16 protein-coding genes and 1 tRNA gene are annotated in these 22,983 nt (G+C 66.9%); 7 read left to right on the top strand and 10 right to left on the bottom strand.

Annotated elements, in window-relative coordinates; translation table 11 throughout:
- Positions 1–83 precede the first annotated feature (83 nt).
- The 4 genes from ACSQ9A_RS04205 to ACSQ9A_RS04190 all read left to right on the top strand — a co-directional run bounded on the left by ACSQ9A_RS04205 (position 84) and on the right by ACSQ9A_RS04190 (position 5,189).
- Positions 84–2,183: an ATP-dependent helicase gene (locus tag ACSQ9A_RS04205; protein ID WP_093111321.1), complete on the top strand. Its 2,100-nt coding sequence runs from the start codon at positions 84–86 to the stop codon at positions 2,181–2,183.
- Positions 2,180–2,611 carry a hypothetical protein gene (locus ACSQ9A_RS04200; protein WP_436302790.1) on the top strand — a complete coding sequence of 144 codons (432 nt, stop codon included), beginning with the start codon at positions 2,180–2,182 and terminating at the stop codon, positions 2,609–2,611. The genes ACSQ9A_RS04205 and ACSQ9A_RS04200 overlap by 4 nt, the downstream gene beginning before the upstream one ends.
- Complete coding sequence (locus ACSQ9A_RS04195; protein WP_436295424.1) at positions 2,611–3,768, top strand: phospholipase A; 1,158 nt, start codon at positions 2,611–2,613, stop codon at positions 3,766–3,768. Before ACSQ9A_RS04200 ends, ACSQ9A_RS04195 begins: the two co-directional genes overlap by 1 nt.
- 89 nt (positions 3,769–3,857) lie before the next feature.
- Positions 3,858–5,189, top strand: a complete 1,332-nt coding sequence (locus ACSQ9A_RS04190) for an MFS family transporter (protein WP_436302789.1) — start codon at positions 3,858–3,860, stop codon at positions 5,187–5,189.
- Between the two features lie 16 nt (positions 5,190–5,205).
- On the opposite strand, the gene ACSQ9A_RS04185 is transcribed toward ACSQ9A_RS04190, so the two are convergent.
- The 3 genes from ACSQ9A_RS04185 to araD are packed head-to-tail and all read right to left on the bottom strand — an operon-like array spanning position 5,206 to position 8,704.
- The gene (locus ACSQ9A_RS04185; RefSeq protein WP_436295422.1) at positions 5,206–6,186 is read right to left on the bottom strand and encodes a Bug family tripartite tricarboxylate transporter substrate binding protein; all 981 of its coding nucleotides are present in this window, start codon (positions 6,184–6,186) and stop codon (positions 5,206–5,208) included.
- A gap of 36 nt (positions 6,187–6,222) precedes the next feature.
- Positions 6,223–6,933 (bottom strand): ribonuclease activity regulator RraA, encoded by a 711-nt coding sequence (locus ACSQ9A_RS04180; RefSeq protein WP_436302788.1) that lies wholly within the window; start codon positions 6,931–6,933, stop codon positions 6,223–6,225.
- A gap of 43 nt (positions 6,934–6,976) precedes the next feature.
- Positions 6,977–8,704, bottom strand: coding sequence for an L-arabinonate dehydratase (gene araD / locus ACSQ9A_RS04175; RefSeq protein WP_436302787.1), 1,728 nt, complete (start codon positions 8,702–8,704; stop codon positions 6,977–6,979).
- Positions 8,705–8,789: 85 nt separating this feature from the next.
- Here araD and ACSQ9A_RS04170 point away from each other — a divergent pair, with 85 nt between their 5' ends.
- From ACSQ9A_RS04170 to ACSQ9A_RS04160, 3 genes are all read left to right on the top strand, one after another.
- Positions 8,790–9,482, top strand: a complete 693-nt coding sequence (locus ACSQ9A_RS04170; protein ID WP_436302786.1) for a GntR family transcriptional regulator — start codon at positions 8,790–8,792, stop codon at positions 9,480–9,482.
- A gap of 182 nt (positions 9,483–9,664) precedes the next feature.
- Positions 9,665–10,303, top strand: a complete 639-nt coding sequence (locus tag ACSQ9A_RS04165) for a LysE family translocator (RefSeq protein ID WP_436302785.1) — start codon at positions 9,665–9,667, stop codon at positions 10,301–10,303.
- A 442-nt stretch (positions 10,304–10,745) separates the two neighbouring features.
- Positions 10,746–12,527 (top strand): IS1634 family transposase, encoded by a 1,782-nt coding sequence (locus tag ACSQ9A_RS04160; protein ID WP_436302784.1) that lies wholly within the window; start codon positions 10,746–10,748, stop codon positions 12,525–12,527.
- A 292-nt stretch (positions 12,528–12,819) separates the two neighbouring features.
- Here the strand turns inward: ACSQ9A_RS04160 and ACSQ9A_RS04155 are convergent.
- The 7 genes from ACSQ9A_RS04155 to rpoC form a co-directional block, all read right to left on the bottom strand.
- Positions 12,820–12,895, bottom strand: a tRNA-Phe gene (locus ACSQ9A_RS04155).
- 80 nt (positions 12,896–12,975) lie between these two features.
- A complete protein-coding gene (locus tag ACSQ9A_RS04150; protein WP_436302783.1) occupies positions 12,976–13,674 on the bottom strand; it encodes a response regulator in 699 nt (232 codons plus the stop codon).
- 71 nt (positions 13,675–13,745) lie between these two features.
- Positions 13,746–16,013, bottom strand: coding sequence for an ATP-binding protein (locus tag ACSQ9A_RS04145; protein WP_436306253.1), 2,268 nt, complete (start codon positions 16,011–16,013; stop codon positions 13,746–13,748).
- Between the two features lie 59 nt (positions 16,014–16,072).
- Positions 16,073–16,618 carry a DUF4390 domain-containing protein gene (locus ACSQ9A_RS04140; RefSeq protein WP_436295420.1) on the bottom strand — a complete coding sequence of 182 codons (546 nt, stop codon included), beginning with the start codon at positions 16,616–16,618 and terminating at the stop codon, positions 16,073–16,075.
- A 58-nt stretch (positions 16,619–16,676) separates the two neighbouring features.
- Positions 16,677–18,035, bottom strand: coding sequence for a 16S rRNA (cytosine(967)-C(5))-methyltransferase RsmB (rsmB, locus tag ACSQ9A_RS04135; protein WP_244504094.1), 1,359 nt, complete (start codon positions 18,033–18,035; stop codon positions 16,677–16,679).
- 29 nt (positions 18,036–18,064) lie between these two features.
- A complete protein-coding gene (locus ACSQ9A_RS04130) occupies positions 18,065–18,667 on the bottom strand; it encodes a lema family protein (protein ID WP_436302782.1) in 603 nt (200 codons plus the stop codon).
- 72 nt (positions 18,668–18,739) lie between these two features.
- On the bottom strand, positions 18,740–22,972 hold the full coding sequence (rpoC, locus tag ACSQ9A_RS04125) for a DNA-directed RNA polymerase subunit beta' (protein ID WP_436302781.1): 4,233 nt from the start codon (positions 22,970–22,972) through the stop codon (positions 18,740–18,742).
- Positions 22,973–22,983: the final 11 nt, after the last annotated feature.

Here is a 22,983-nt window from a genome sequence, read left to right as displayed (position 1 = left end):
CGGGTTTAACACCGCCATACATCTGAGGTCGTCCGACGGCGCCCCGTATCATTGCCCGCTTTGCGCCCCCTTCCCCTCGCCTCATGTCCTCCGGTCTCAACCTCGCGCAACAAGAAGCCGTCAACTACATGCACGGTCCCTGCCTCGTGCTCGCGGGTGCGGGTTCGGGCAAGACGCGCGTCATCACGCACAAGATCGCGCGCCTGATCCAGGCGGGGCTGGAGCCCAAGCGCATCGCGGCCATCACCTTCACCAACAAGGCAGCAGCCGAGATGCGCGAGCGCGCCAAGGGGCTGATCGGACGCGACGCGAAGCATGTGGTGGTGTGCACCTTCCACGCGCTGGGCGTGCGCATGATGCGCGAAGACGGCGCCGTGCTGGGCCTGAAGCCGGCCTTCAGCATCCTCGACAGCGACGACGTGACGAAGATCCTGAAGGACGCCGGCGGCACCACCGACGCCGCGACCGCGCGCATCTGGCAGTGGACCATCAGCAAGTGGAAGAACATGGGGCTCAATGCCGCCCAGGCCGAGGCCCAGGCTGCCGACGACAACGAGCGCATCACGGCGCGCATCATGGGGCGCTACGAAGAGCGGCTCGCTGCCTACCAGAGCGTGGATTTCGATGACCTCATCGGCATGCCGCTCAAGCTTCTGCAGCAGCATGACGAGGTGCGCGCCAAGTGGCAGGCCGCGCTCGGCCACGTGCTGGTCGACGAATACCAGGACACCAACGCCACGCAGTACGAGGTGCTGAAGGCGCTGGTAGGAGAGCGCGGGCGCTTCACCGCGGTGGGCGACGACGACCAGTCGATCTACGGCTGGCGCGGCGCGACGCTCGACAACCTGAAGAAGCTGCCGATCGACTACCCGAATCTCAAGGTCATCAAGCTCGAGCAGAACTACCGCAGCACCAGCGCGATCCTGCGCGCGGCCAACAACGTGATCGGACCGAACCCCAAGCTCTTTCCGAAGACGCTGTTCAGCGAACTCGGCGAGGGCGAGCCGGTGCGCGTGGTCGATGCCGACAGCGAGGCGCACGAGGCCGAACGCACGGTGGCGCGCATCCAGAGCCTGCGCGGCGGCGACGCCACCACGCAAGGCCAGCAGTACAAGGAGTTCCGCGATTTCGCGATCCTCTACCGCGCCAACCACCAGGCCCGGGTGTTCGAGCAGGCCTTGCGCAAAGCGCAGATCCCCTACAAGGTTTCGGGCGGCCAGAGCTTCTTCGACCGCGCCGAGATCAAGGACCTGTGCGGCTGGTTCCGGCTCTGGGTCAACAACGACGACGACCCGGCCTTCCTGCGCGCCGTGACCACGCCCAAGCGCGGCATCGGCCACACCACGCTGGCCAGCCTGGGCACCTTCGCGAGCCAGTACAAGCTGAGCCTGTTCGAGGCCCTGTTCTCGCCCTCGCTGCCGAGCGTGATGCCGAAGCGCGCGCAGGAAGGCCTGCACGAGTTCGGCCGCTACATCAACGACCTCGAATACCGCGCGCGCCGCACCATGGGCGCCGAGGACGCGCGCAGCTTCCTGGCCGACTGGCTGAAAGAGATCGACTACGAGAAGCACCTCTACGACGGCGAGGACAGCGAACAGGCCGCGGCCAGCCGCTGGACCAATGTGCTCGAGTTCTGCGACTGGATGTCGCAGCGCTGCGGCGGGCAGATCGACGATGCCTCCGGAGCGACGGTCGAGAGCGAACGCAAGAGCCTGCTCGAAGTCGCGCAGACCATCTCGCTGCTCTCCACCATCAGCGAACGGGAGAAGGACCAGAACGTGGTCACGCTCTCCACGCTGCATGCGGCCAAGGGCCTCGAATGGCCGCACGTGATGCTGATCGGCGTGACCGAGGGGCTCTTGCCCTTCAAGCTCGACGACGACGGCGGCCGGCAGGAGAAGGTCAGCGAGGACACGCTGCAGCGCCTGCAGGAAGAGCGCCGCCTGATGTACGTGGGCATCACGCGCGCGCAGCGCAGCCTGGCGGTGAGCTGGACCAAGCGACGCAAGCAGGGCCGCGAGATGGTGCCGGCGCAGCCGAGCCGCTTCATCGCCGAGATGGCGCTCGACAAGAAGACCATCAAGGAAGACCCGCGCGAGAAACTCAAGGCACTGCGCGCCGAATTCGCGCGCAAGGTCCAGGACAACGCTGCCGCAGCGGCGGCCGCCGCGGCAGCCCCATGAAGTGCCACGCGCTGCTCACTGCTTTGTGCATTGCCGCCGGCAGCGCCGGAGCCCAGCCGGCATGCCCCGCCAGCGGCCGCGACCTGCCGGTCGAGGCGCTCTATGGCCAATGGGAGGCACGCTTCGAAGGCGTGCCGGGCATCGCGCGGCTGCAACTCGCCAAGCATCCTGAATACGCCGGCGTGCGCGGCACCATCACGCGTGACGGCGGCGCGGCAAGCCGCTCGGTCGCGCAGCTCGCGGGCGACATCGACGACGAGGGCCAACTCAACATCGACGAATCGATGGACGGCCGCGCGATCAGCGGCGTCTGGCTCGGCGAGCTGCAGGCCGGATCCTGCGGCAAGGAGTTCAAAGGAACCTGGCGAAACGCCGCCGACGACAGCACACGTCCTTTTGTACTAACCAAGACGGGCAGTTGGCAATGATGAACACACGCACCACCACTTTCGCGGCGCTCTTTGCCGGCCTCGGCATCGCAGGCGCGCACGCGCAACCTGCAGAGAGACCGCAGAGCCCGCTGGCCGAAGCGCAGCTGACCTGGCAGCAGTGCCAGCGCCTCGCCGACAGTAAGGAGGCGCGGCTGGCCTGCTTCGACCGCTGGGCCCAGCAGCAGACCTTGCCTGCGGCCTCGGTACCGGCGGCGCCGCCCGTGCTCGCCAACACGCAGCCGCCCGCGCCGGTGGACGCCGCCGTGCCCGCCACGCGCGTGGTCTCCGTCGCCACCGAAGAAGGCTGCCGCGACCGCCAGTACTCCGCGCTCTCGCGTTTCTGGGAACTCGAGAATGGCACCGACTGCGGCACCTTCAGCTTCCGCGCCTACCGGCCGCTCAACGTGTCCGCCTCGGCGGCCAAGGACAAGCCGCAGACGCCGACCTCGCCCTCTGCCGGCCACAACGGCAGCGACATCGCCTACCAGGCCAACGAGATGCGCATCGGGCTTTCGGTGCGCACCAAGCTGATCCAGGGCATGCTGACGCTGAACGATCCGGTCAAGAAGGATTCGCTGTGGTTCGGCTACAGCCAGCAGTCCACCTGGCAGCTCTTCAACGGCGCGATCTCGCGGCCCTTCCGCACCACCGACCACGAGCCGGAACTGATGTATGTCTATCCCACCGACGTGCAGCTGGCGGGCGGCTGGCGCTGGCGCTATGCGGGCCTCGGCCTGGTGCACCAGTCGAACGGCCAGAGCCTGCCTTATTCGCGCAGCTGGAACCGCGTCTACCTGATGGGCGGCATGGAGCTGGACGACCGCTTCACCCTCACCGGCCGCGTGTGGCAGCGCCTGCATGAGGATGCTGCGAAGGACGACAACCCCGACATCTCCAACTACATCGGCCGCGCCGAGCTCACGGGCCGCTGGAATCTGAACCCCTACAACACGCTCGGGCTGACGGTGCGCAACAACCTGCGCGAGAGCGGGCGCGGTTCGATGCGGCTCGAATGGCTCAAGGACCTCGGCAACTCGAGCAGGAGCAACCTGCGCTTCCACACGCAGCTGTTTCACGGCTATGGCGACACGCTGGTCGACTACAACCGCAAGCGCACCGTGCTGAGCATCGGCCTGAGCCTGGTCGATTTCTAGGGACATCGCGGCGTCTGGCCGATGCCGGGTGGCCGGCGGCCTTAGCATGAGGGTTCTCCCGTACAACACACCAAGACACGGAGGCTCGCATGAGCGCAGTCACGCCCGTTTCGGGCATCGCCGCGGACGCCACGGTGCCGCAGCACTACACCGCCGAAGAAAAGCGCCACCGCATCTTCGCCATCGTCGGGGCCTCTTCAGGCAATCTGGTCGAGTGGTTCGACTTCTACGTCTACGCGTTCTCGTCGATCTACTTCGCGGCATCGTTCTTCCCGAAATCCGACCCCACCGCGCAACTGCTCAACACCGCGGGCGTTTTCGCGGCCGGCTTCCTGATGCGGCCGATCGGCGGCTGGCTGTTCGGCCGCATCGCGGACCGCAAGGGTCGCAAGACCTCGATGGTGATCTCCGTCACGATGATGTGCGCGGGCTCGCTGGCGATCGCCTGTCTGCCGACCTATGACAGCATCGGCGCCTGGGCGCCAGCGCTGCTGCTGGTCGCGCGTCTGTTTCAGGGACTTTCGGTCGGCGGCGAGTACGGCACCACCGCCACCTACATGAGCGAGGTGGCGCTGCGCGGCCAGCGCGGCTTCTTCTCGTCCTTCCAGTACGTCACGCTGATCGGCGGCCAGCTGCTCGCGGTGCTGGTGATCGTGGTTCTCGAACAGCTGCTGAGCGAGGCCGAACTCAAGGCCTGGGGCTGGCGTATTCCCTTCGTGATCGGCGCCATCACCGCCGTGGTCGCGATGCAGCTGCGCCGGCAGTTGCACGAGACTTCGAGCACCGAGAGCCGCAGCAACAAGGAGGCCGGCACGCTCGCGGGCCTGTTCCGCCACCACAAGGCGGCCTTCTTCACGGTGCTGGGCTTCACCGCGGGCGGCTCGCTGATCTTCTACACCTTCACCACCTACATGCAGAAGTACCTGGTCAACACGGTCGGCCTGCCGATCAAGACCACCAGCTACGTGATGACCTGCGCCCTCTTCGTCTACATGTGCATGCAGCCGGTCTTCGGCGCGCTGTCGGACCGCATCGGCCGGCGCAACAACATGCTGCTGTTCGGTGGACTCGGCGCGCTGGCCACCGTGCCGATCCTCACTGCGCTGCAAAGCGTGACGAGCCCGGGGCTCGCCTTTGTGCTGATCATCGTGGCGCTGGCGATCGTGAGCTTCTACACATCGATCAGCGGCATCGTGAAGGCCGAGATGTTCCCGCCCGAAGTGCGCGCCCTCGGAGTCGGCCTGGCCTACGCGGTGGCCAACGCGATCTTCGGCGGCTCGGCCGAATACGTGGCCCTGGGCCTCAAGTCGCTGGGCCACGAATCGAGCTTCTTCTGGTACGTGACAGCGATGATGGCGATCGCCTTCTTCGTGAGCTGGCGGCTGCCGCGGCAGGCGGCCTACCTGCACCACGATCACTGATCGCGGTTGATTCGGATCAGTCCGCCGTCGCGCCGGACTTCTTCACCAGTTCGGCCCAGCGCGGGATCTCGCGGGCCATGTGCTCGCGCAGTTCTTCGGGCGTGCTGCCCACGATTTCCATCGCCAGTTGGTCCGAGAGCTTGGCCTGCACGTCGGGCTGCTTGAGCGCCTTGACGATCTCGGCGTTGAGGCGCTGCACGATCGGTTTGGGTGTGCCCTTGGGCGCGTACACCGCCTGCCACGACGACATCTCGAAGCCGGGAATGCCCGATTCGATCATGGTCGGCAGCTCGGGCGCGAGCGCGATGCGCTTGCCGGTGGTCACGGCCAGCAGCTTGAGCTTGCCGCTCTTGACCAGCGGCAGCGCCGCCGTCACCTGATCGAACATGAAGGGCACCAGCCCCGCGGCCACGTCGGTCATGGCCGGCGGCGTGCCCTTATACGGCACATGGGTGAGCTTCACGCCGATCAGGTCGGCGAACATCTCGCCGGCCAGGTGGGTGGAGGTGCCGGCGCCGGATGACGCGAAGCTGCGCTTGCTCTCGTCCTTTTTCAAGAGCGCCACCAGTTCGGCCACCGAGTTCACGCCGAGCTGGCTGTTGACGATCAGCACGTTGGGCAGGCGCGCGACCAGCGAGACCGGCTCGAAGTCCTTCATCGGGTCGTAGGGCAGCTTCTTGTAGAGGCTGGCGTTGATGGCATGCGTGCTGATGGTGCCGCCGAAGAGGGTGTAGCCGTCGGGCGCGGCCTTGGCCACGTAGGCAGCACCGATGCCGCCGGCCTGGCCGGGCTTGTTCTCGACCACCACCGATTGCTTGAGGCTTTCGCTCAGCTTCTGGGCCAGCGTGCGGCCGACGATGTCGGTGGAGCCGCCGGCCGTGAAGGGCACGACGTAGACGATGGGCTTGGCGCCCGGCCATTCGGGTGCCTGGGCCCAGGCGGCCACAGGGGCGAGCGCGGCCAGAAGCAGCGCGGCGGCGCGGCGGGTGAAGCGCATGGTTTGTCTCCTCGGGGGTGAAAAAAGGAAAAGACCTCAGCGGCCTTTGGCCTGGCGCCAGGCTGCGAAGTCGGCGCGGCTCTGTTCGTCGGTGGGCGGGTACAGGCCGAGGATGGAGCGGCCTTCGAGCACCTTTTCCTGCACGAAGTCTTCGAAGGCCGTCATCTCGATCGCTTCGGCGGCGATCTCGTCGGCCAGGTGGGCCGGGATGACGATCACGCCTTCGGCATCGCCCACGATCACGTCACCGGGAAACACCGGCGCGTCGCCGCAGCCGATGGGCACGTTGATGTCGATGGCCTGGTGCACCGTGAGGTTGGTCGGCGCGCTGGGGCGGCAGTGGTAGGCCGGGAAGCCGAGCTTCGCAATGTCGGGGCTGTCGCGGAAGCCGCCGTCGGTCACCACGCCGGCGGTGCCGCGCTTCATCAGCCGCGTGACCAGGATGCCGCCGGCCGAGGCGGCGCGCGCGTCCTTGCGGCTGTCGATCACCAGCACGGCGCCTTCGGGACATTGCTCCACCGCCTGGCGCTGCGGATGGTTGCGGTCGAGGAAGACGCTGATCGGGTTCAGGTCTTCGCGCGCCGGCATGTAGCGCAGCGTGAAGGCCTCGCCCACCATGTTGGGCAAGGCCGGGTTGAGCGGTCGCACGTCCTGGATGAATTGGTTGCGCAGGCCGCGTTTGAACAGGGCCGTGCACAGGGTGGCGGTGCTCACCTTCATGAGCTGCTCGCGGGTGGCGGGATTCACGTAGGGTCTCCGTTCTCGAAAGAAGGTGGGGTTTAAAGGCTGATCAGAAGATGTCGGGCTCGGGCACCGGCTTGCCGAAGCCGGTTTCCAGGAAGTCGAAGTCGCAGCCTTCATTGGCCTGCTTGATGTGGCGGCCGAACATCCAGCCGTAGCCGCGCTCGTAGCGCGGCGGCGGCGGCGTCCATCCGGCCTTGCGGAGCGCGAGTTCCTCGTCGCTGACCTCAAGGTGGATGCGCCGCGCCGGCACGTCCACGCTGATGCGGTCGCCGGTCTTCACCAGCGCCAGCGGGCCGCCGATGGCCGCCTCGGGCGAGCAGTGCAGCAGGCAGCCGCCGTAGCTGGTGCCGCTCATGCGCGCATCGGACAAGCGCAGCATGTCCTTGACGCCCTGCTTGAGCAGCTTGGTCGGGATCGGCAGCATGCCCCACTCCGGCATGCCGGCACCGCGCGGGCCGGCGTTGCGCAGCACCAGGATGTCGTCGCCCGTCACGTCGAGTTCGGGGTCCTCCACCGCCTTCTTGAGCGCCGGGTAGTCGTCGAACACCAGCGCGCGGCCGCTGTGCTGCAGGAGGTGCGGCGCGCAGGCGCTGGGCTTGATCACCACACCGTCGGGCGCCAGGTTGCCGCGCAGCACGGCGAGTGCGCCTTCCGCATAGATGGGGTTGGCGAGCGGACGGATGACATCGTCGTCATAGACCTCGGCGCCTTCGATGTTCTCGCCGAGGGTGCGGCCGTTGACGGTGAGCGCCTCGGTGTGCAGGTGGCCGCGGATGCGCTCCAGCATCGCGGGCAGGCCGCCGGCGTAGAAGAAGTCCTCCATCAGGTAGGCGTCGCCGCTGGGCCGGATGTTGGCGATGACGGGCACGCGGCGGCTGAAGGCATCGAAGTCATCCAGGCTCACCGCATGGCCGGCGCGGCGCGACATCGCGATCAGGTGCACGATGGCGTTGGTGCTGCAGCCCATGGCCATCGCGCAGGCGATGCCGTTCTCGAAGCTGGCGCGCGTGAGCATCTTCGCGGGCGTGAGGTCTTCCCACACCATCTCGACGATGCGGCGGCCGCAGTCGGCGCTCATGCGGATGTGGTTGGCGTCGGCCGCGGGAATGCTGGAGGCGCCCGGCAGGCTCAGGCCCACCGCCTCGGCGATGCCCATCATGGTGGCGGCCGTGCCCATGGTCATGCAGGTGCCATGGCTGCGGGCGATGCCGGCTTCCATCTCGGCCCAGGCCTGCTCGCCGAGCCGGCCGGCGCGGCGCTCGTCCCAGTACTTGAAGGCGTCGGAGCCCGAGCCCAACACCTTGCCCTTCCAGTTGCCGCGCAGCATGGGCCCGGCCGGCAGGTAGATGAAGGGGATGCCCATGCTGAGGGCCCCCATCGTGAGGCCGGGCGTGGTCTTGTCGCAGCCGCCCATCAGCACCGCGCCGTCGACCGGGTGGCTGCGCAGCAGCTCTTCGGTTTCCATCGCCAGGAAGTTGCGGTAGAGCATGGTGGTGGGCTTGACCATGCTTTCCGACAGCGAGATGGCCGGCAGTTCCAGCGGGAAGCCGCCCGCCTGCAGAATGCCGCGCTTGACGTCCTCCACCCGCTGCTTGAAATGCGCGTGGCACTGGTTGGCATCGCTCCAGGTGTTGACGATGGCGATCACCGGCTTGCCCATCCAGTCGGCATAGCTGTAGCCCATCTGCAGCACGCGCGAGCGGTGGCCGAAGGAGCGGAAGTCGTCGGGCGCGAACCAGCGGGCGCTGCGCAGCGATTCGTAGGGGCGTTTCATTGGGGGTTGTCTCTTGGACCGCAGGTCGCGTCGACGGGATTAAAACATTAATATATTAGTACGTCAATGCCACAATCCGACCCCGATGAGTGCCCTCCCCAAGATCCGACTCGACCGCACCCGCCTGGCCGCGCCCCAGGTGCTGGAGCAACTGCGCGACGCCATCCTCTCTCTGGAACTGGCACCCGGCACCGTGCTGGCGCGGCAGGAACTGGCCGACCACTTCGGCGTGAGCCAGACGCCGGTGCGCGAGGCGCTGCTGCGCCTCAGCGAAGAAGGACTGGTGGACGTGTTCCCGCAGCACGCCACGCTGGTCAGCCGCATCGACATCGCGGCGGCGCGCCAGGCGCATTTCCTGCGCCGCTCCATCGAGCTGGAGTTGGTACACCAGCTCGCGCTGGACGCGCCCGCGGGGCTGGTCGAGCAGATGAAGGCCACCATCGCCCGGCAGGCAGCGCTGTCGGCGGCACAGCGCTACGGCGACTTCGTCGGCGCCGACCGCGCCTTCCATCGCCTGATGTACGAAGCCGGCGGCGTGCCCGACCTGTGGGAGCTGGTGGGCCGCGTCTCGGGCCACGTGGACCGGCTGCGCCTCCTGCACTTGCCCACTGCCGGCAAGACCGAGGCGATCCTGCGCGACCACCGCGCCATCGTGCGCGGCATCGAAGCGAAGGACCCGACCGCCGCCCAGGCCGCGTTACGCAAGCACCTGTCGGGCACGCTCAGCGCGGTGGACGAGATCTGCCGTCAGTACCCGGACTATGTCGCGGCCGAGTAGACCTCGCAGCCTTGGCCAGCTCCTGCGCCGCGCGGTAGATCTGCAACAGCAGCCCGCTGAAATTTCCCGGTTCGGTCTTAGGAGGCGAGAATTCGCACGTCGCATCGCGGCACTTCGATGCCGGTTGCCGCATCGCGGCCAGTTCGGGACGGAGAAGTCCTCTTCATTCGCTAGGAATCTGCATGTCCCTCCAAACATGGTTGCTGTATGTCGCAGCTGTCTTTGTTCTGACCGTAACGCCCGGCCCCAGCGTCCTGATGTGCGTCACCAACGCAGTCAACCATGGTGCGCGACGCACATTCTTTTCGGCCATCGGCAGCGTCACAGCGGTGGTCGGCATCATGACGTGCTCTGCCGTCGGCGTAGGCGCGGCGCTTGCCGCGTCCGAGACGCTGTTCCACGCGATCAAGTGGTTTGGCGTCGGCTACCTCCTCTACATCGGCATCGGCACGCTGCGGTCCACGACATCGAGTTTTGACCTTCCGTCCCAGGTCGCTAGCCGAGCAAGCCGCCTGGCGCTCTACGTCAAGGGTTTGCTGGTCGGCGCGAGCAATCCGAAGGCATTGCTGTTCTTCACGGCGTTCTTCCCTCAGTTCATCGATCCGGCCGCGCCTCAGCTTCCGCAGTTCCTGCTTCTCGGGGGCACATTCGTGTGCTTCGAGCTGTTCTGGCTCATGTTCTACGCCACGTTTGCCTCGCGTGTTGCGCCATGGTTGCGGGTCAAAGGGCGAGCCAAGCTCTTCAACCGACTATCAGGTCTCACCTTCATGGGTGCCGGGGCTCTTCTGGCTACTGTCAAACGCGCGGCCAAAGACGCCTGACTGAAAACGCTGGCCGCAGCGCCGAGTCGTCCAACGATTGGGGATCGTCAAACGGGTTGCGGGCCACCGACACCGCGACGCTTTCGTACTTCTTCGGCTGCGCGGGGCCTTGCGCTACACCTGTGGGGCGAGGAGACGCATCCGCGGCTTAACGCCGCCAATGCAATCCGTGTCGCATCCTTCCCAGGTAGCCGGCCCGTTGCAATGACGCTTTGAGCCAGCCAATTTCGATGGCTGACCGACGGCAGTGGGCCCAGGAATCGCGACGGCCCTCTACGGTCCGAACCCTAGCCCATCTTTCTCAACCCAACCCCGATTTCGACGATTTTGGGGGTGTTGAGCGACGCAAGTGCTTGATGCGTATAGGGGTGACGCCGCAAAACGCTTGTGGTGGAGACCTTGGTCCTTGGCGTGCAGGCGAGGGGTTCCTAAACTGCGGCGCATGTTTCTGCGCTGCAACCGACGCCTGAAGGACGGCAAGACGCACGATTACTGGAGCGTGGTGGAGAACCGCCGACTGGCCGATGGGCGCGTGGTGCAAAGGCAGGTGCTCTACCTGGGCGAGATCAACGCGAGCCAGCGCGAAGCCTGGCGCAAGACCATCGAAGTGCACGACGAGGGAACGAGGCGCCAGGTGGCGCTGTTCCCGGCCGGCTCGATGCCCGCGGACGACGCGAATGCGATTGGCATCCGTCTGGACGAACTGCGCCTCGAACGCCCGCGCCAGTGGGGCGCGTGCTGGCTGTCATGCGTGCTGTGGCAGCAACTCGAACTCGACGCCTTCTGGAGCGCTCGGCTGCCGCCCTCGCGCGAAGGCACCCCCTGGCTGCAGGTGCTGCAAACGCTGGTGGCCTACCGTCTCATCGACCCCGGCAGCGAATGGCGCCTGCACCGCCACTGGTTCGACGCCAGCGCGATGGCCGACCTGCTGCACGCCGACTTCGCGCTGGCCGAGAAGAACACGCTGTACCGCTGCCTGGACAGGCTCGCAGCGCACAAGGACGAACTGTTCAAGTTCCTGTGCCGGCGCTGGGGCGAACTCTTCGGGGCGAAGTTCGACGTGCTGCTGTACGACCTGACCAGCACCTACTTCGAGAGCGATGTGGAGCGCAGCGAACACGACAAGCGCCAGTACGGCTACAGCCGCGACAAGCGAGGCGACTGCCGCCAGGTGGTCATCGCGCTGATCGTCACCCCTGAAGGCTTCCCGCTGAGCTACGAGGTGCTCTCGGGCAACACGGCCGACGCCACGACGCTTGGCGACTTCCTCGATCGCATCGAGCAGCGCTACGGCCGAGCCAACCGGATCTGGGTGATGGACCGCGGCGTGCCCACCGAAGACAGCCTGGCGCAGATGCGCCGCATGGGAGCGTCCTATCTCGTGGGCACACCCAAGGGGCGGCTGACCAAGCTTGAGCAAGGCTTCCTCGCACAGCCGTGGCAGCGCGTGCGCGAAGGCGTCGCTGTCAAGCGCCTGGGCGCTGACGAAGACACCTACGTGCTCGCGCAAAGTGCGGCACGCATCGACAAGGAGCGTGCGATGCGGCAACGCCGCCTGCGCCGCTACGTGCAGCGCCTGCAGGCCTTGCAGGGCCAGATGCTCACGCGCGATCAACTGCTCATGAAGCTCGGCGCAGCCAAGCACGACGCCGGGCGAAGCGCCCAGCTGATCAAGGTTCATCTGCCCGAGGCCAGCAGCAGCGCCAAGACAGCGTCCTTCGAGTTCGAGCTCGATCGCGCCCGGCTGCGCCAGGTGCGCCGCCGTGAAGGGCGCTATCTGCTGCGCACCAACCTCGCAGCGCACGATCCCGCGCAGCTGTGGACGTTCTATATCCAGCTCACCGAGGTCGAGCAGGCGTTCAAGGAACTCAAGCACGACCTGGCCGTACGCCCGATCTTCCACTCCAGCGAGAAGCGCATCGAGGCCCACATCTTCGTGGCCTTCCTCGCCTACTGCCTGCAGGTCACCTTGAAGGCCCAACTCAAGCGCCTGGCGCACGGCATCACGCCTGCGGAGGTCATCGCCAAGTTCAAGACCATGCAGATGGTGGACGTGCACCTGCCCACCACCGACGGCAGAGAACTCGTGCTGTCGCGATACACCCAGCCCGAGGCCGATCACCGCATGCTGCTGGACCTGCTGCGGCTGAAGCTGCCCGATCAACCCCCGCCGAAGATCACCGCCAAACACGCCCGCATCACTGCCCAACCCATCCCGCTGTAGTGGAGACCTTCGAGGTCGTGCTGAATCAAATCAAGCACTTAGCCGGCTTCACACCTGTCAGTTGAGAAAGATGGGCTAGCTGCTGCGCTCAGCCAGCCGCAGCGACGTCAACTGCTCTCCAATGCGCGTTCACGTCGGCGCTTCGCAAGACAACATTGATGCTTTAGGCTCTCGCTGCGCAAGAAACGGGACGCTGTGGGATTTGACGATACCGCCTGAGCCGCCTTTTCAGGCTAAGTCCTCGATTTACAAGGACTCTTGAGCTGTCTTGGGATCGTACGAGAAGAGGGGGTGGTGGCCTGGGGCGGAATCGAACCACCGACACGCGGATTTTCAATCCGCTGCTCTACCAACTGAGCTACCGGGCCATGTACGCCTCGACTTGCGGCTGATCAGCTGGTCTTGTGTGACTCAACTGAGCTACCGGGCCTTGGTGTGCAGCCCGCAATTATACAGTGCCTCGGCGGCCTCTCGACAGGTCGACGCCAAGTTGCTTGAGCTTGCGGTAGAGGTGGGTGCGTTCGAGGCCCGTCTTCTCGGCCACGCGCGTCATCGAGCCGTTCTCCATCGCGAGATGGAATTCGAAGTACGCTTTCTCGAATCCGTCGCGCGCGTCGCGCAGCGGACGGTCGAGGTCGAAGCTCTGCGTGGATTGCGGGCCGGTGTCGACCGCAGGTATTTGCGGCGCCGATGGAACCAGCGCGTTCTCGCCGATCGTGGTGACCACCGCGGAGAGATTGTTGGCGGCGGCCGGCACCACGCTCGCCGCGGCGCGGCGTGCGCTTTCGCGCGCAAGTCCCTGCTCGACCGCTTTCAGCAGCTTCTGCAAGGTGATGGGTTTTTCGAGGAAGGCAAAGGCGCCGATGCGCGTGGCGTCGACCGCGGTGTCGATGGTGGCGTGCCCGCTCATCATGACGACCGGCATGCTCAGCAGACCGGCGGTGGACCATTCCTTGAGCAGCGTGACGCCGTCGGTGTCGGGCATCCAGATGTCGAGCAGGACCAGGTCCGGGCGCGCGCGCTGCCGTGCTGCGCGCGCTTCGGCCGCGTTCTCGGCGAGTTCCACGTTGTGGCCTTCGTCATTGAGAATTTCGAAGAGCAGGTCCCGAATGCCCAGCTCGTCGTCGACCACGAGGATGTTTGCCATGAATGCTTGTGTTGTGCGCCTGTGTAGATAGAGAGGGCTCGCTTGCCGGCCCGCGCGCACTGCAGGAGCGCTCAGGCGGACGGCGACCTCGAATCTTCGGTGTGTGCGAGCGCTCCCTGCGCCTCGCCTGCCAGCGCGAATGATAACGAGACTTGTGCGCCAGCCACAGCCCCATCAACGATGCGATTCGAAAGTTCGATGCGGGCGCCGTGCTCGTCGGCGATTTTCTTGACCACCGCGAGGCCGAGCCCGGTGCCCTTGGTCTTGGTCGTGACGTAGGGCTCGAAGGCCCGCTTGAGGATGTTCTCGGCGAAACCCGGCCCGTTGTCCTGCACCGTGAGGCGCACGCGCTGGCCCGAGTCGCCGAGCCGCGTGCGGATGACGACCTCGCCGGCCCGCTCGCTGCCGCTGGCGGCAGCCTCGGCCGCGTCCTGCGCGTTTTGCAACAGGTTGTGAACGACCTGCCGGATCTGCTGCGCATCGCCGCGGATCGGCGGGCAGCGCTCGTCCAGTTCGGAGCGCAGCGCGATGGGCGCGTTCTCCCCGCCATAGAGCTGCAACACGTCGGCCACCAGCGCATTGAGGTCCACCGGCTTCAGGTCGGCCGCGGGCAGGCGCGCATAGTCGCGGAATTCGTTGACCAGGCGCTTCATCGCGTCCACCTGGTCGACGATGGTCTTGACCGACTTGGCGAGCACCGCTTCCTCGGCCGGCGGGACCTTGCCGGTGAGCTTCATTTCGAGGCGCTCGGCCGAGAGCTGGATCGGCGTCAGCGGGTTCTTGATCTCGTGCGCCAGGCGCCGCGCCACCTCGCCCCAGGCCTGGGCACGCTGGGCCGACACGATCTCGGAGATGTCGTCGAACACCAAGAGCCTGGCATCGCCCGGCAGCTCCGCGCCGCGCGCGACGATGTTGATGGCGTCCTGCGACATGCCCTCCCCGCTCGCATGCAGCTCGAAGGCATGCTGCCAGTGGTCGAGGCCGTGCTGCAGGCGCTCGACCTGGAACTCGTCGAACTGCTGCTGCACGCTCTGCCCGAACTCGGCGAGGCCGGGCACGTCGGCCAGCAACTGGCCTTCGTAGGCCGCGAGCGGCGCGCGCAGCACGCGCGTGGCGCCCGGGTTGGTCGACAGGATGGTGCCCTGGGGATCGAGCACGATCACGCCCGAGGTCAGGTTGTCGAGGATGGTCTGCAGGTTGGCGCGCGCCGCATCGAGTTCGCCCATGGTCTTTTCGACCGCACCGCGCGCATCGGCCAGCTGCTGCGTCATGACGGCGAAGGAGCGCGTGAGGCCGCCCAGCTCGTCCTTGCCCTGCAGTACCGCGGTGGGGCGCAGATCGCCACCGGCCACCTGCCGCACGCCCTCGGCCAGCACCAGGAGCGGGCGGGCGAGCTGGTTGCCGAACAGCACCGCGAGCAGCACCGCGCCGAACACGGCGAGGAACAGCGTCAGCGTGAGCGTGCCGATGTACATGCGGCGTAGCCCTTCGCGCGCCAGCGCTCTTTCCTGGTACTCGCGGTTGGCTTCCTGCACGGCCAGCGCGTTGGCCACCACCGCCGGCGGCAGCGGCTGCGTGACCTGCAGGAAGCGCGGCTCGGTGTTGAATTCGAAGCCCGGCCTTTGCACCAGCGCGAGCGCCCGCACGCTGGCGGGCGGGGGCGGCGCGGCGCCGGGCGCGGGCGTCTCGTCGAGGCCTTCGATGTGCGCGATCGCGCGGTCGGCGCGCACCTGACGGAACTGCTGCGGCGTGGGCCGTTCGGGATTGAGCTGGAAGCGGGAAGCGCCCGCGCCGGCCACCAGTTGGCCGTTGCCGGTCCAGAGCACCACGTCGGTGGCGCCGAGCTGGTCGCGGATGCGTTCGAGCACCAGGCCCGCTGTCGCGTCGGGCACTTCGGCCAGCTGGTTGCTCGCGCTGCGCACCTTGCTCACCAGGTCGTCGGACAGCGAATCCAGCGTGGCGCGGCCCAGGTTCAGGCCGGCGTCGAGCGCACCTTCGACCTTGACGTCGAACCAGCTCTCGATCGAGCGCGCAACGAACTGGTAGGAGACGAGGTACACCAGCGCGCCGGGCACCACGCCCACGAGCGCGAAGATGGCGGCCAGCTTGATCAGGAGGCGGCTGCCGAACTTGCCCTGGCGCAGGCGCCGCAGCAGCCGGAACGCGACCCATCCGAGCACCAGCAGCAGCACCACCGCGACCACCACGTTGATGCCGAACAGACGCGCGTAGTTCTCCTCGTAGAAGGCACGGTTGTTGGTGGACTGCGCGAGCAGGAACATCAGCACCAGGCCGATGGCAGTGACCAGGAAGGCGCCGACCCCGATCGCCCAGCGCATGGCGCGGGAACGGCGGCGCGGTGGCGGCGCCCCTGCTGCGCCGCCGCGTGGATCGGTACTCACTTGGCCTTCTCCAGCGGCAGGCGTGCGCTGCGCTCGGCCGAGATGTTCCAGTCGGCCTGGCCGACCACGCCGATCTGGAAGGGCCGCGGCAGCTGCGAGGTGTCGAGCCGGAAGCGGAAGCTCACGGGATGCACGTGATCGTCACCGATCTCGGCGATGTCGCCCAGCCGCAGCCGGCCCACACGCCGCACGCCTTCGAGCGCGTCCTCGAGGGTGTCGAAATTCTGGTTCAGCGAAACGCCGAAGCCCGCGTTCGTGATCGGCACCGGAGAGACGTTGAGCCGCCAGCGGCGCGTGAGCGGCTGGTAGGCGAGCCGCATGTGGCGCGTGGCCTGCGCCACCTTGAGGTCGGTCCAGTACCAGCGCTCCCGGTAGAGCTCGGCGTCGGCCACGAAATAGATCGCGATCCCCTTGTCGAGCACCTCCTCGACCAGTCCCGGCAGTTCGAACTGCACCTGAGCGCTGAGGTAGACACCGTCGTCGGCCTGCTCGAGCCGGAGCTGGCTGACCGTGGCGCTGCGCGACTGCGCCAGGGCCGGCATCCACGCCAGAAGGAGGGCGAGGACCGCCAGCGCGGCGAGCCAGACCGAACCCCGCCGTTCAGCGCGGCTGCTTTTCGAGCAAGGCGTAGAAAAATCCGTCGTGGTCACCCAAGGCATTGTCCGGGACGCCACGGGCAATCCCCCCGCTTTGCGGCAGCAAATGCCCCGGCGAGGGCAGCAAACGGGCGTCGGTGTTGTGTGCAAGGAACGCATCGATCTGGTGCGTCCCCTCTTCGCGGAAGACCGAACAGGTGCAGTACAACAAACGTCCGCCCGACCGGACCAGGGGCCACAGGGCGGCCAGCAGCATCGCCTGCTGGAGCGCCAGCTGCTCGGTATCGCTCTCGCGCCGCAGCCAGCGCACGTCGGGATGGCGCCGCACGATGCCCGAGGCGGTACAAGGCGCGTCGAGCAGGATGGCGTCGAAGGCTTGGCCGTCCCACCACTGCTTCGGCCGCGCGGCATCGGCGACGAGGACCTTGGCAGCCAGGCCGAGCCTGGCCAGCGTCTCGTCGATGCGCCGGCTGCGCCCGGCATCGATTTCGAGTGCCGTGAGCTCGATCGCATCCGGTCCCGCCACTTCGAGCAGGTGGGCGGTCTTGCCGCCCGGCGCCGCACAGGCGTCGAGCACCCGCAGCGGCGCGGCGCCTTGCAGTCCTTCGAGCAGAAGGGGCGCGGCCAGCTGGGCCGCCGCATCCTGCACCGAGCATTCGCCCTCGGCAAAGCCCGGCAGCGCCTGGACCGGCCGCGCGCCCAGCAACTGCAGGCCGCTGGCCGCCACGGGAACGGCCTGCAGGTTCACGGCTTCCAGGGCGCGCCGGTAGGCGGCCACATCGGTCTTGCGCGTGTTGACGCGCAGCGTCATCGGCCCCTGGGTGTTGTCGGCCGCCAGCACGCGTTGCCAGTCGCGCGGATGGTCGCGCCGCAGGCGCTCGATCCACCAGCGCGGATGGTTCCATTGCGCGACCGGCTCGCGCTCGGTGGCCGCAACCAGCTCATCGCGTTCGCGCAGAAAGCGGCGCAGGCAGGCATTGATGAAGCTGGCCTGGGCACGCGTGCCGGGGTTGCGCTTGGCGGCCTCGACCGCCTGATCGACAAGCGTGAACGGCTCGTAGGGCGACAGCGCGGCATCCCAGGCCAGCGCGAGCGCGGTGCAGAGCAAGGCATCGGCCGCCGGCGGCGGCGTGCGCTTGGCCAGCTGGCGTCGCAGGGCCTCGGCCCGGCCGAGCCAGCGCAGCACCTGGAAGCCCAGCGCCTGGACGCCCGGCCGCAAGGCCGGATCGACGGCCTCGAAGGCCACCGAGCCCGAGACGCCGCTGCGGATCGAGGCGAGCGCGACGGCGGTGAGCTGCAACTGGCGCCACAACGGCGGCGAAACGGGCGACGGAGCGCGGATGGGGTCTGGAAGGTCTGCCAACTTGGTGTCGATGAGGAAAGAACGCAGGATCAGCGCAAGGGCGCTGCCGGTCGCAGCTGCATGATCCACGCCACCAGCAGCGCCGGGAACTGGGCGATGGCCGCGTTGTACTGCGTCACGGCCAGGTTGAACTGGTTGCGGGCGATTTCGGCCGCAGCCGAGGGCTCGGGCCAGGCGATCGGCGCCGAGCCGGCGGCCGCGTCTTCCCTGGCCGCGAGCGGCGCGGGTCGCGACAGGGTACCGTCGGCCTCGAAACTGACCACCGCATCGGGATGCAGCCGCTGCCAGGCGCCGAGCATGACATGCAAGGCGGTGGCCAGCGCGCCGATGCCGGCCGGATCGAGCGGCTTGAGGCGCGTGGCGGCAAGCAGGGTCACCAGCTGGCTGGCGGCCGCCTGCAGCGAGGCGTCGGCCGTCGCGCCCTTGGGCACTGCCGGCGCAGGCGCAGGCACCGCTTCGGCCACGCGCGCCTGCACGAAATCGAGCTGCCGCACCAGCGCCGCGTCGAGCGCCGCATAGGCCTGCAGCGCCGCCGAACGCAGGCGCACGATGCGGTTGTAGGCGCCGACGAACCAGAACAGCGCCACCGCGCCGACGATCCAATACGGCAGCGAATCGGGCATGTCGCTCATGAAAAAGCCCCCCATCCGCGGGCGGAAGGGGGGCGATGGGTACCGGTCATGCCGGTGATGCTAACCAGTTATTTATTCGGTCGCGGCGCCTTCGCTGGCGTCGGCCGTGGTCGCATCGTCGGTCGAAGGGCTGGCGGCCAGGTCGGCGGCTTCCGCCTCGGCGATCGCGCGGCGCTCGGCCTCGTCCATCGCGTCCTTGACCTTGCGTGCCTGGTGATACGCCATGCCGGTGCCCGCGGGAATCAGGCGGCCGACGATGACGTTTTCCTTCAAGCCGCGCAGCTCGTCGCGCTTGCCCATGATCGCGGCTTCGGTCAGCACGCGCGTCGTTTCCTGGAACGATGCGGCGCTGATGAAGCTGTCGGTCGAGAGCGATGCCTTCGTGATACCGAGCAACAGGTTGGTGAACGTGGCGGGCAGCTTGTCAGCGGCGCGCAGGGCGTCGTTGGTGTTGAGCATTTCGCTGCGTTCGACCTGTTCGCCGGCGATGTAGTTGGTGTCGCCCGGGTTCTCGACCACGACGCGGCGCAGCATCTGGCGAACGATCACCTCAATGTGCTTGTCGTTGATCTTCACGCCCTGCAAACGGTACACGTCCTGCACTTCGTCCACGATGTAGCGCGCGAGTTCTTCGGAACCCAGCAGGCGCAGGATGTCCTGCGGATCCGCCGGGCCGTCGACCACGCTTTCGCCCTTGTTCACCACCTGGCCTTCGTGCACCAGGATGTTCTTCTCCTTCGGCACCAGGTCTTCCCAGACCTTGCCTTCGGGGTCGGTGATCTGCAGGCGGATCTTGCCCTTGGTCTCCTTGCCGAACGACACGGTACCGGTCATCTCGGCCAGCATGCCCTTGTCCTTCGGCGAACGCGCCTCGAACAGCTCGGCCACGCGCGGCAGACCGCCGGTGATGTCGCGGGTCTTCTGGCCTTCGACCGGAATGCGCGCCAGCACCTCGCCGGGGCCCACGTCCTGGCCGTCGCGGATCTGCACCAGCGAACCGATCGGGAAGCCGATGGTCACCGAGTGGTCGGTGCCGGGGATCTTGACCTCGTTGCCCGTGGCGTCGACCAGCTTCACCTGCGGACGCACGACCTTGGCCGCGCCGCGGCGCTTCGGATCGATCACCACCAGCGTCGACAGGCCCGTGACCTCGTCGACCTGCTTCGCGACCGTGAGGCCTTCCTCGACGTTCTCGAACTTGGTCTTGCCGGCGAACTCCGTGATGATCGGGCGCGTCAGCGGATCCCAGTTGGCCAGCACCTGGCCGGCCTTGACCTGCTGGTCGGCCTTGACCGCCAGCGTGGCGCCGTACGGCACCTTGTGGCGTTCGCGCTCGCGGCCGTGCTCGTCATGGATGACGATCTCGCCCGAACGCGCGATCACGACCAGCTCGTTCTTGCTGTTGGTCACGTAGCGCATCGTGGCGTTGAAGCCGATCACGCCGTTGGACTTGGCCTCGACGCTCGAAGCCACCGCCGCACGCGAAGCCGCACCACCGATGTGGAAGGTGCGCATCGTGAGCTGCGTGCCGGGTTCGCCGATCGACTGGGCCGCGATCACGCCGACCGCCTCGCCGTTGTTGACCAGGCCGCCGCGGCCGAGGTCGCGGCCGTAGCACTTGGCGCAGATGCCGAAGCGGGTCGCGCAGGTGAGTGCCGTGCGCACCTTGACTTCGTCGACGCCTTCGGCTTCGAGCACCTCGATCACGTCCTCGTCGAGCATGTCGCCGGCCTTGGCCAGCACGGCACGCGTTTCGGGATGCAGCACGTCTTCGGCCGCAGTACGGCCGAGGATGCGCTCGCGCAGCGACTCGATGACTTCACCGCCTTCGACGATCGCGCGCATCGCTGCGCCTTCGTGCGTGCCGCAATCCTGCTCGATCACGACCAGGTCCTGGGTCACGTCGACCAGTCGGCGCGTCAGGTAGCCGGAGTTCGCGGTCTTCAGCGCGGTGTCGGCCAGACCCTTTCGGGCACCGTGGGTGGAGATGAAGTACTCCAGCACGTTCAGGCCTTCGCGGAAGTTCGCGGTGATCGGCGTCTCGATGATGGAGCCGTCGGGCTTGGCCATCAGGCCCCGCATGCCGGCGACCTGGCGGATCTGCGCGGCGGAACCGCGGGCGCCCGAGTCGGCCATCATGTAGATGGAGTTGAAGGACTCCTGCTCCACTTCCTTGCCGTGGCGGTCGGTGACCTTCTCTTTCGAGAGCTTGGCCATCATGACCTTCGACACCTCGTCGCCGGCCTTGCCCCAGATGTCCACCACCTTGTTGTAGCGTTCGCCGGAAGTCACCAGGCCCGAGACGTACTGCTGCTCGATCTCCTTCACTTCCTTGGCCGAGCGCTCGATGATGCCGTGCTTCTCGGCCGGCACCAGCATGTCGTCGATGGCGATCGAGATGCCGGCCTTGGTCGCCAGGCGGAAGCCGTTCTGCAGCAGCTTGTCGGCGAAGACCACGGTCTCCTTCAGGCCGCACTTGCGGAACGAGACGTTGATGAGCTTGGAGATTTCCTTCTTCTTCAGCGCCTTGTTGATGTTCGAGAACGGCAGGCCCTTGGGCAGGATCTCGGACAGCAGCGCGCGGCCCACGGTCGTATCGACGAGTTCGGTCTTGGGCGTGAACTCGCCCGATTCCTTGTCCTTCGTGTACTCGGTGATGCGCACGCTGACCTTGGCGGTGAGCTCGACCACGTTGGCGTCGAGCGCGCGCTGCACTTCACCGATGTCGGAGAAGATCAGGCCCTCGCCCTTGCCGTTGATGCGCTCGCGGGTCGTGTAGTAGAGGCCCAGCACCACGTCCTGCGACGGCACGATCGAGGGCTCGCCGCTGGCCGGGAACAGCACGTTGTTGGAGGCCAGCATCAGCGTGCGGGCTTCCATCTGCGCTTCCACCGACAGCGGCACGTGGACGGCCATCTGGTCGCCGTCGAAGTCGGCGTTGAAGGCCGCACAAACCAGCGGGTGCAGCTGGATCGCCTTGCCTTCGATCAGGATCGGCTCGAAGGCCTGGATGCCGAGGCGGTGCAGGGTCGGTGCGCGGTTGAGCATCACCGGGTGCTCCTTGATCACCTCTTCCAGGATGTCCCACACCACCGGCGTGCCGGATTCGACTTCCTTCTTCGCCGCCTTGATGGTGGTGGCGATGCCCATGGCTTCGAGGCGCGAGAAGATGAAGGGCTTGAAGAGCTCGAGCGCCATCAGCTTCGGCAGGCCGCACTGGTGCAGCTTGAGCGTCGGGCCGACCACGATGACCGAACGGCCCGAGTAGTCGACGCGCTTGCCCAGCAGGTTCTGGCGGAAGCGACCGCTCTTGCCCTTGATCATGTCGGCCAGCGACTTGAGCGCGCGCTTGTTGGCGCCCGTCATGGCCTTGCCGCGGCGGCCGTTGTCCAGCAGGCTGTCGACGGCTTCCTGCAGCATCCGCTTTTCGTTGCGCGCGATGATCTCCGGCGCCTTCAGCTCGAGCAGGCGGCGCAGGCGGGAATTGCGGTTGATGACGCGGCGGTACAGGTCGTTCAGGTCGGAGGTCGCGAAGCGGCCGCCGTCCAGCGGCACCAGCGGACGCAGGTCCGGCGGCAGCACGGGCAGCACGTCGAGCACCATCCACTCGGGCTTGATGCCCGACTTGCGGAAGGCTTCCAGCACCTTGAGGCGCTTGGAGTTCTTCTTGACCTTGACTTCGGAGCCGGTCAGGTCGCCGCGCAGCTTCTCGATCTCGCTGTCGAGCTCGATGCCCATCAGCAGGTCCTTGATGCCTTCGGCGCCCATCTTGGCGATGAACTCGTCGCCGTATTCCTTGCGCTTCGCGTCGTAGTCGTCCTCGGACATGATGCCGAACTTCTTCAGCGGGGTCATGCCGGGGTCGGTGATCACGTAGGCTTCGAAGTACAGCACGCGCTCGATGTCGCGCAGCGTCATGTCGAGCACGAGGCCCAGGCGCGAGGGCAGCGACTTCAGGAACCAGATGTGGGCGCAGGGCGCGGCCAGGTCGATGTGACCCATGCGCTCGCGGCGCACCTTGGTCTGAGTGACTTCAACGCCGCACTTCTCGCAGATCACGCCGCGGTGCTTCAGGCGCTTGTACTTGCCGCACAGGCACTCGTAGTCCTTGATTGGCCCGAAGATCTTGGCGCAGAACAGGCCGTCGCGCTCGGGCTTGAAGGTCCGGTAGTTGATGGTCTCTGGCTTCTTCACCTCGCCGAAGGACCACGAACGGATCTTCTCGGGCGAAGCCATGCCGATGCGGATGGCATCGAAATGCTCATCGGGCGTGAATTGCTTGAACAGGTCGAGTAGCGATTTCATTTGACTCTTTC

This window comes from Variovorax sp. LjRoot290, from assembly GCF_964253985.1.
GTDB lineage: Bacteria > Pseudomonadota > Gammaproteobacteria > Burkholderiales > Burkholderiaceae_C > Variovorax.
This window is presented reverse-complemented; position numbering and strand designations above follow the sequence as displayed.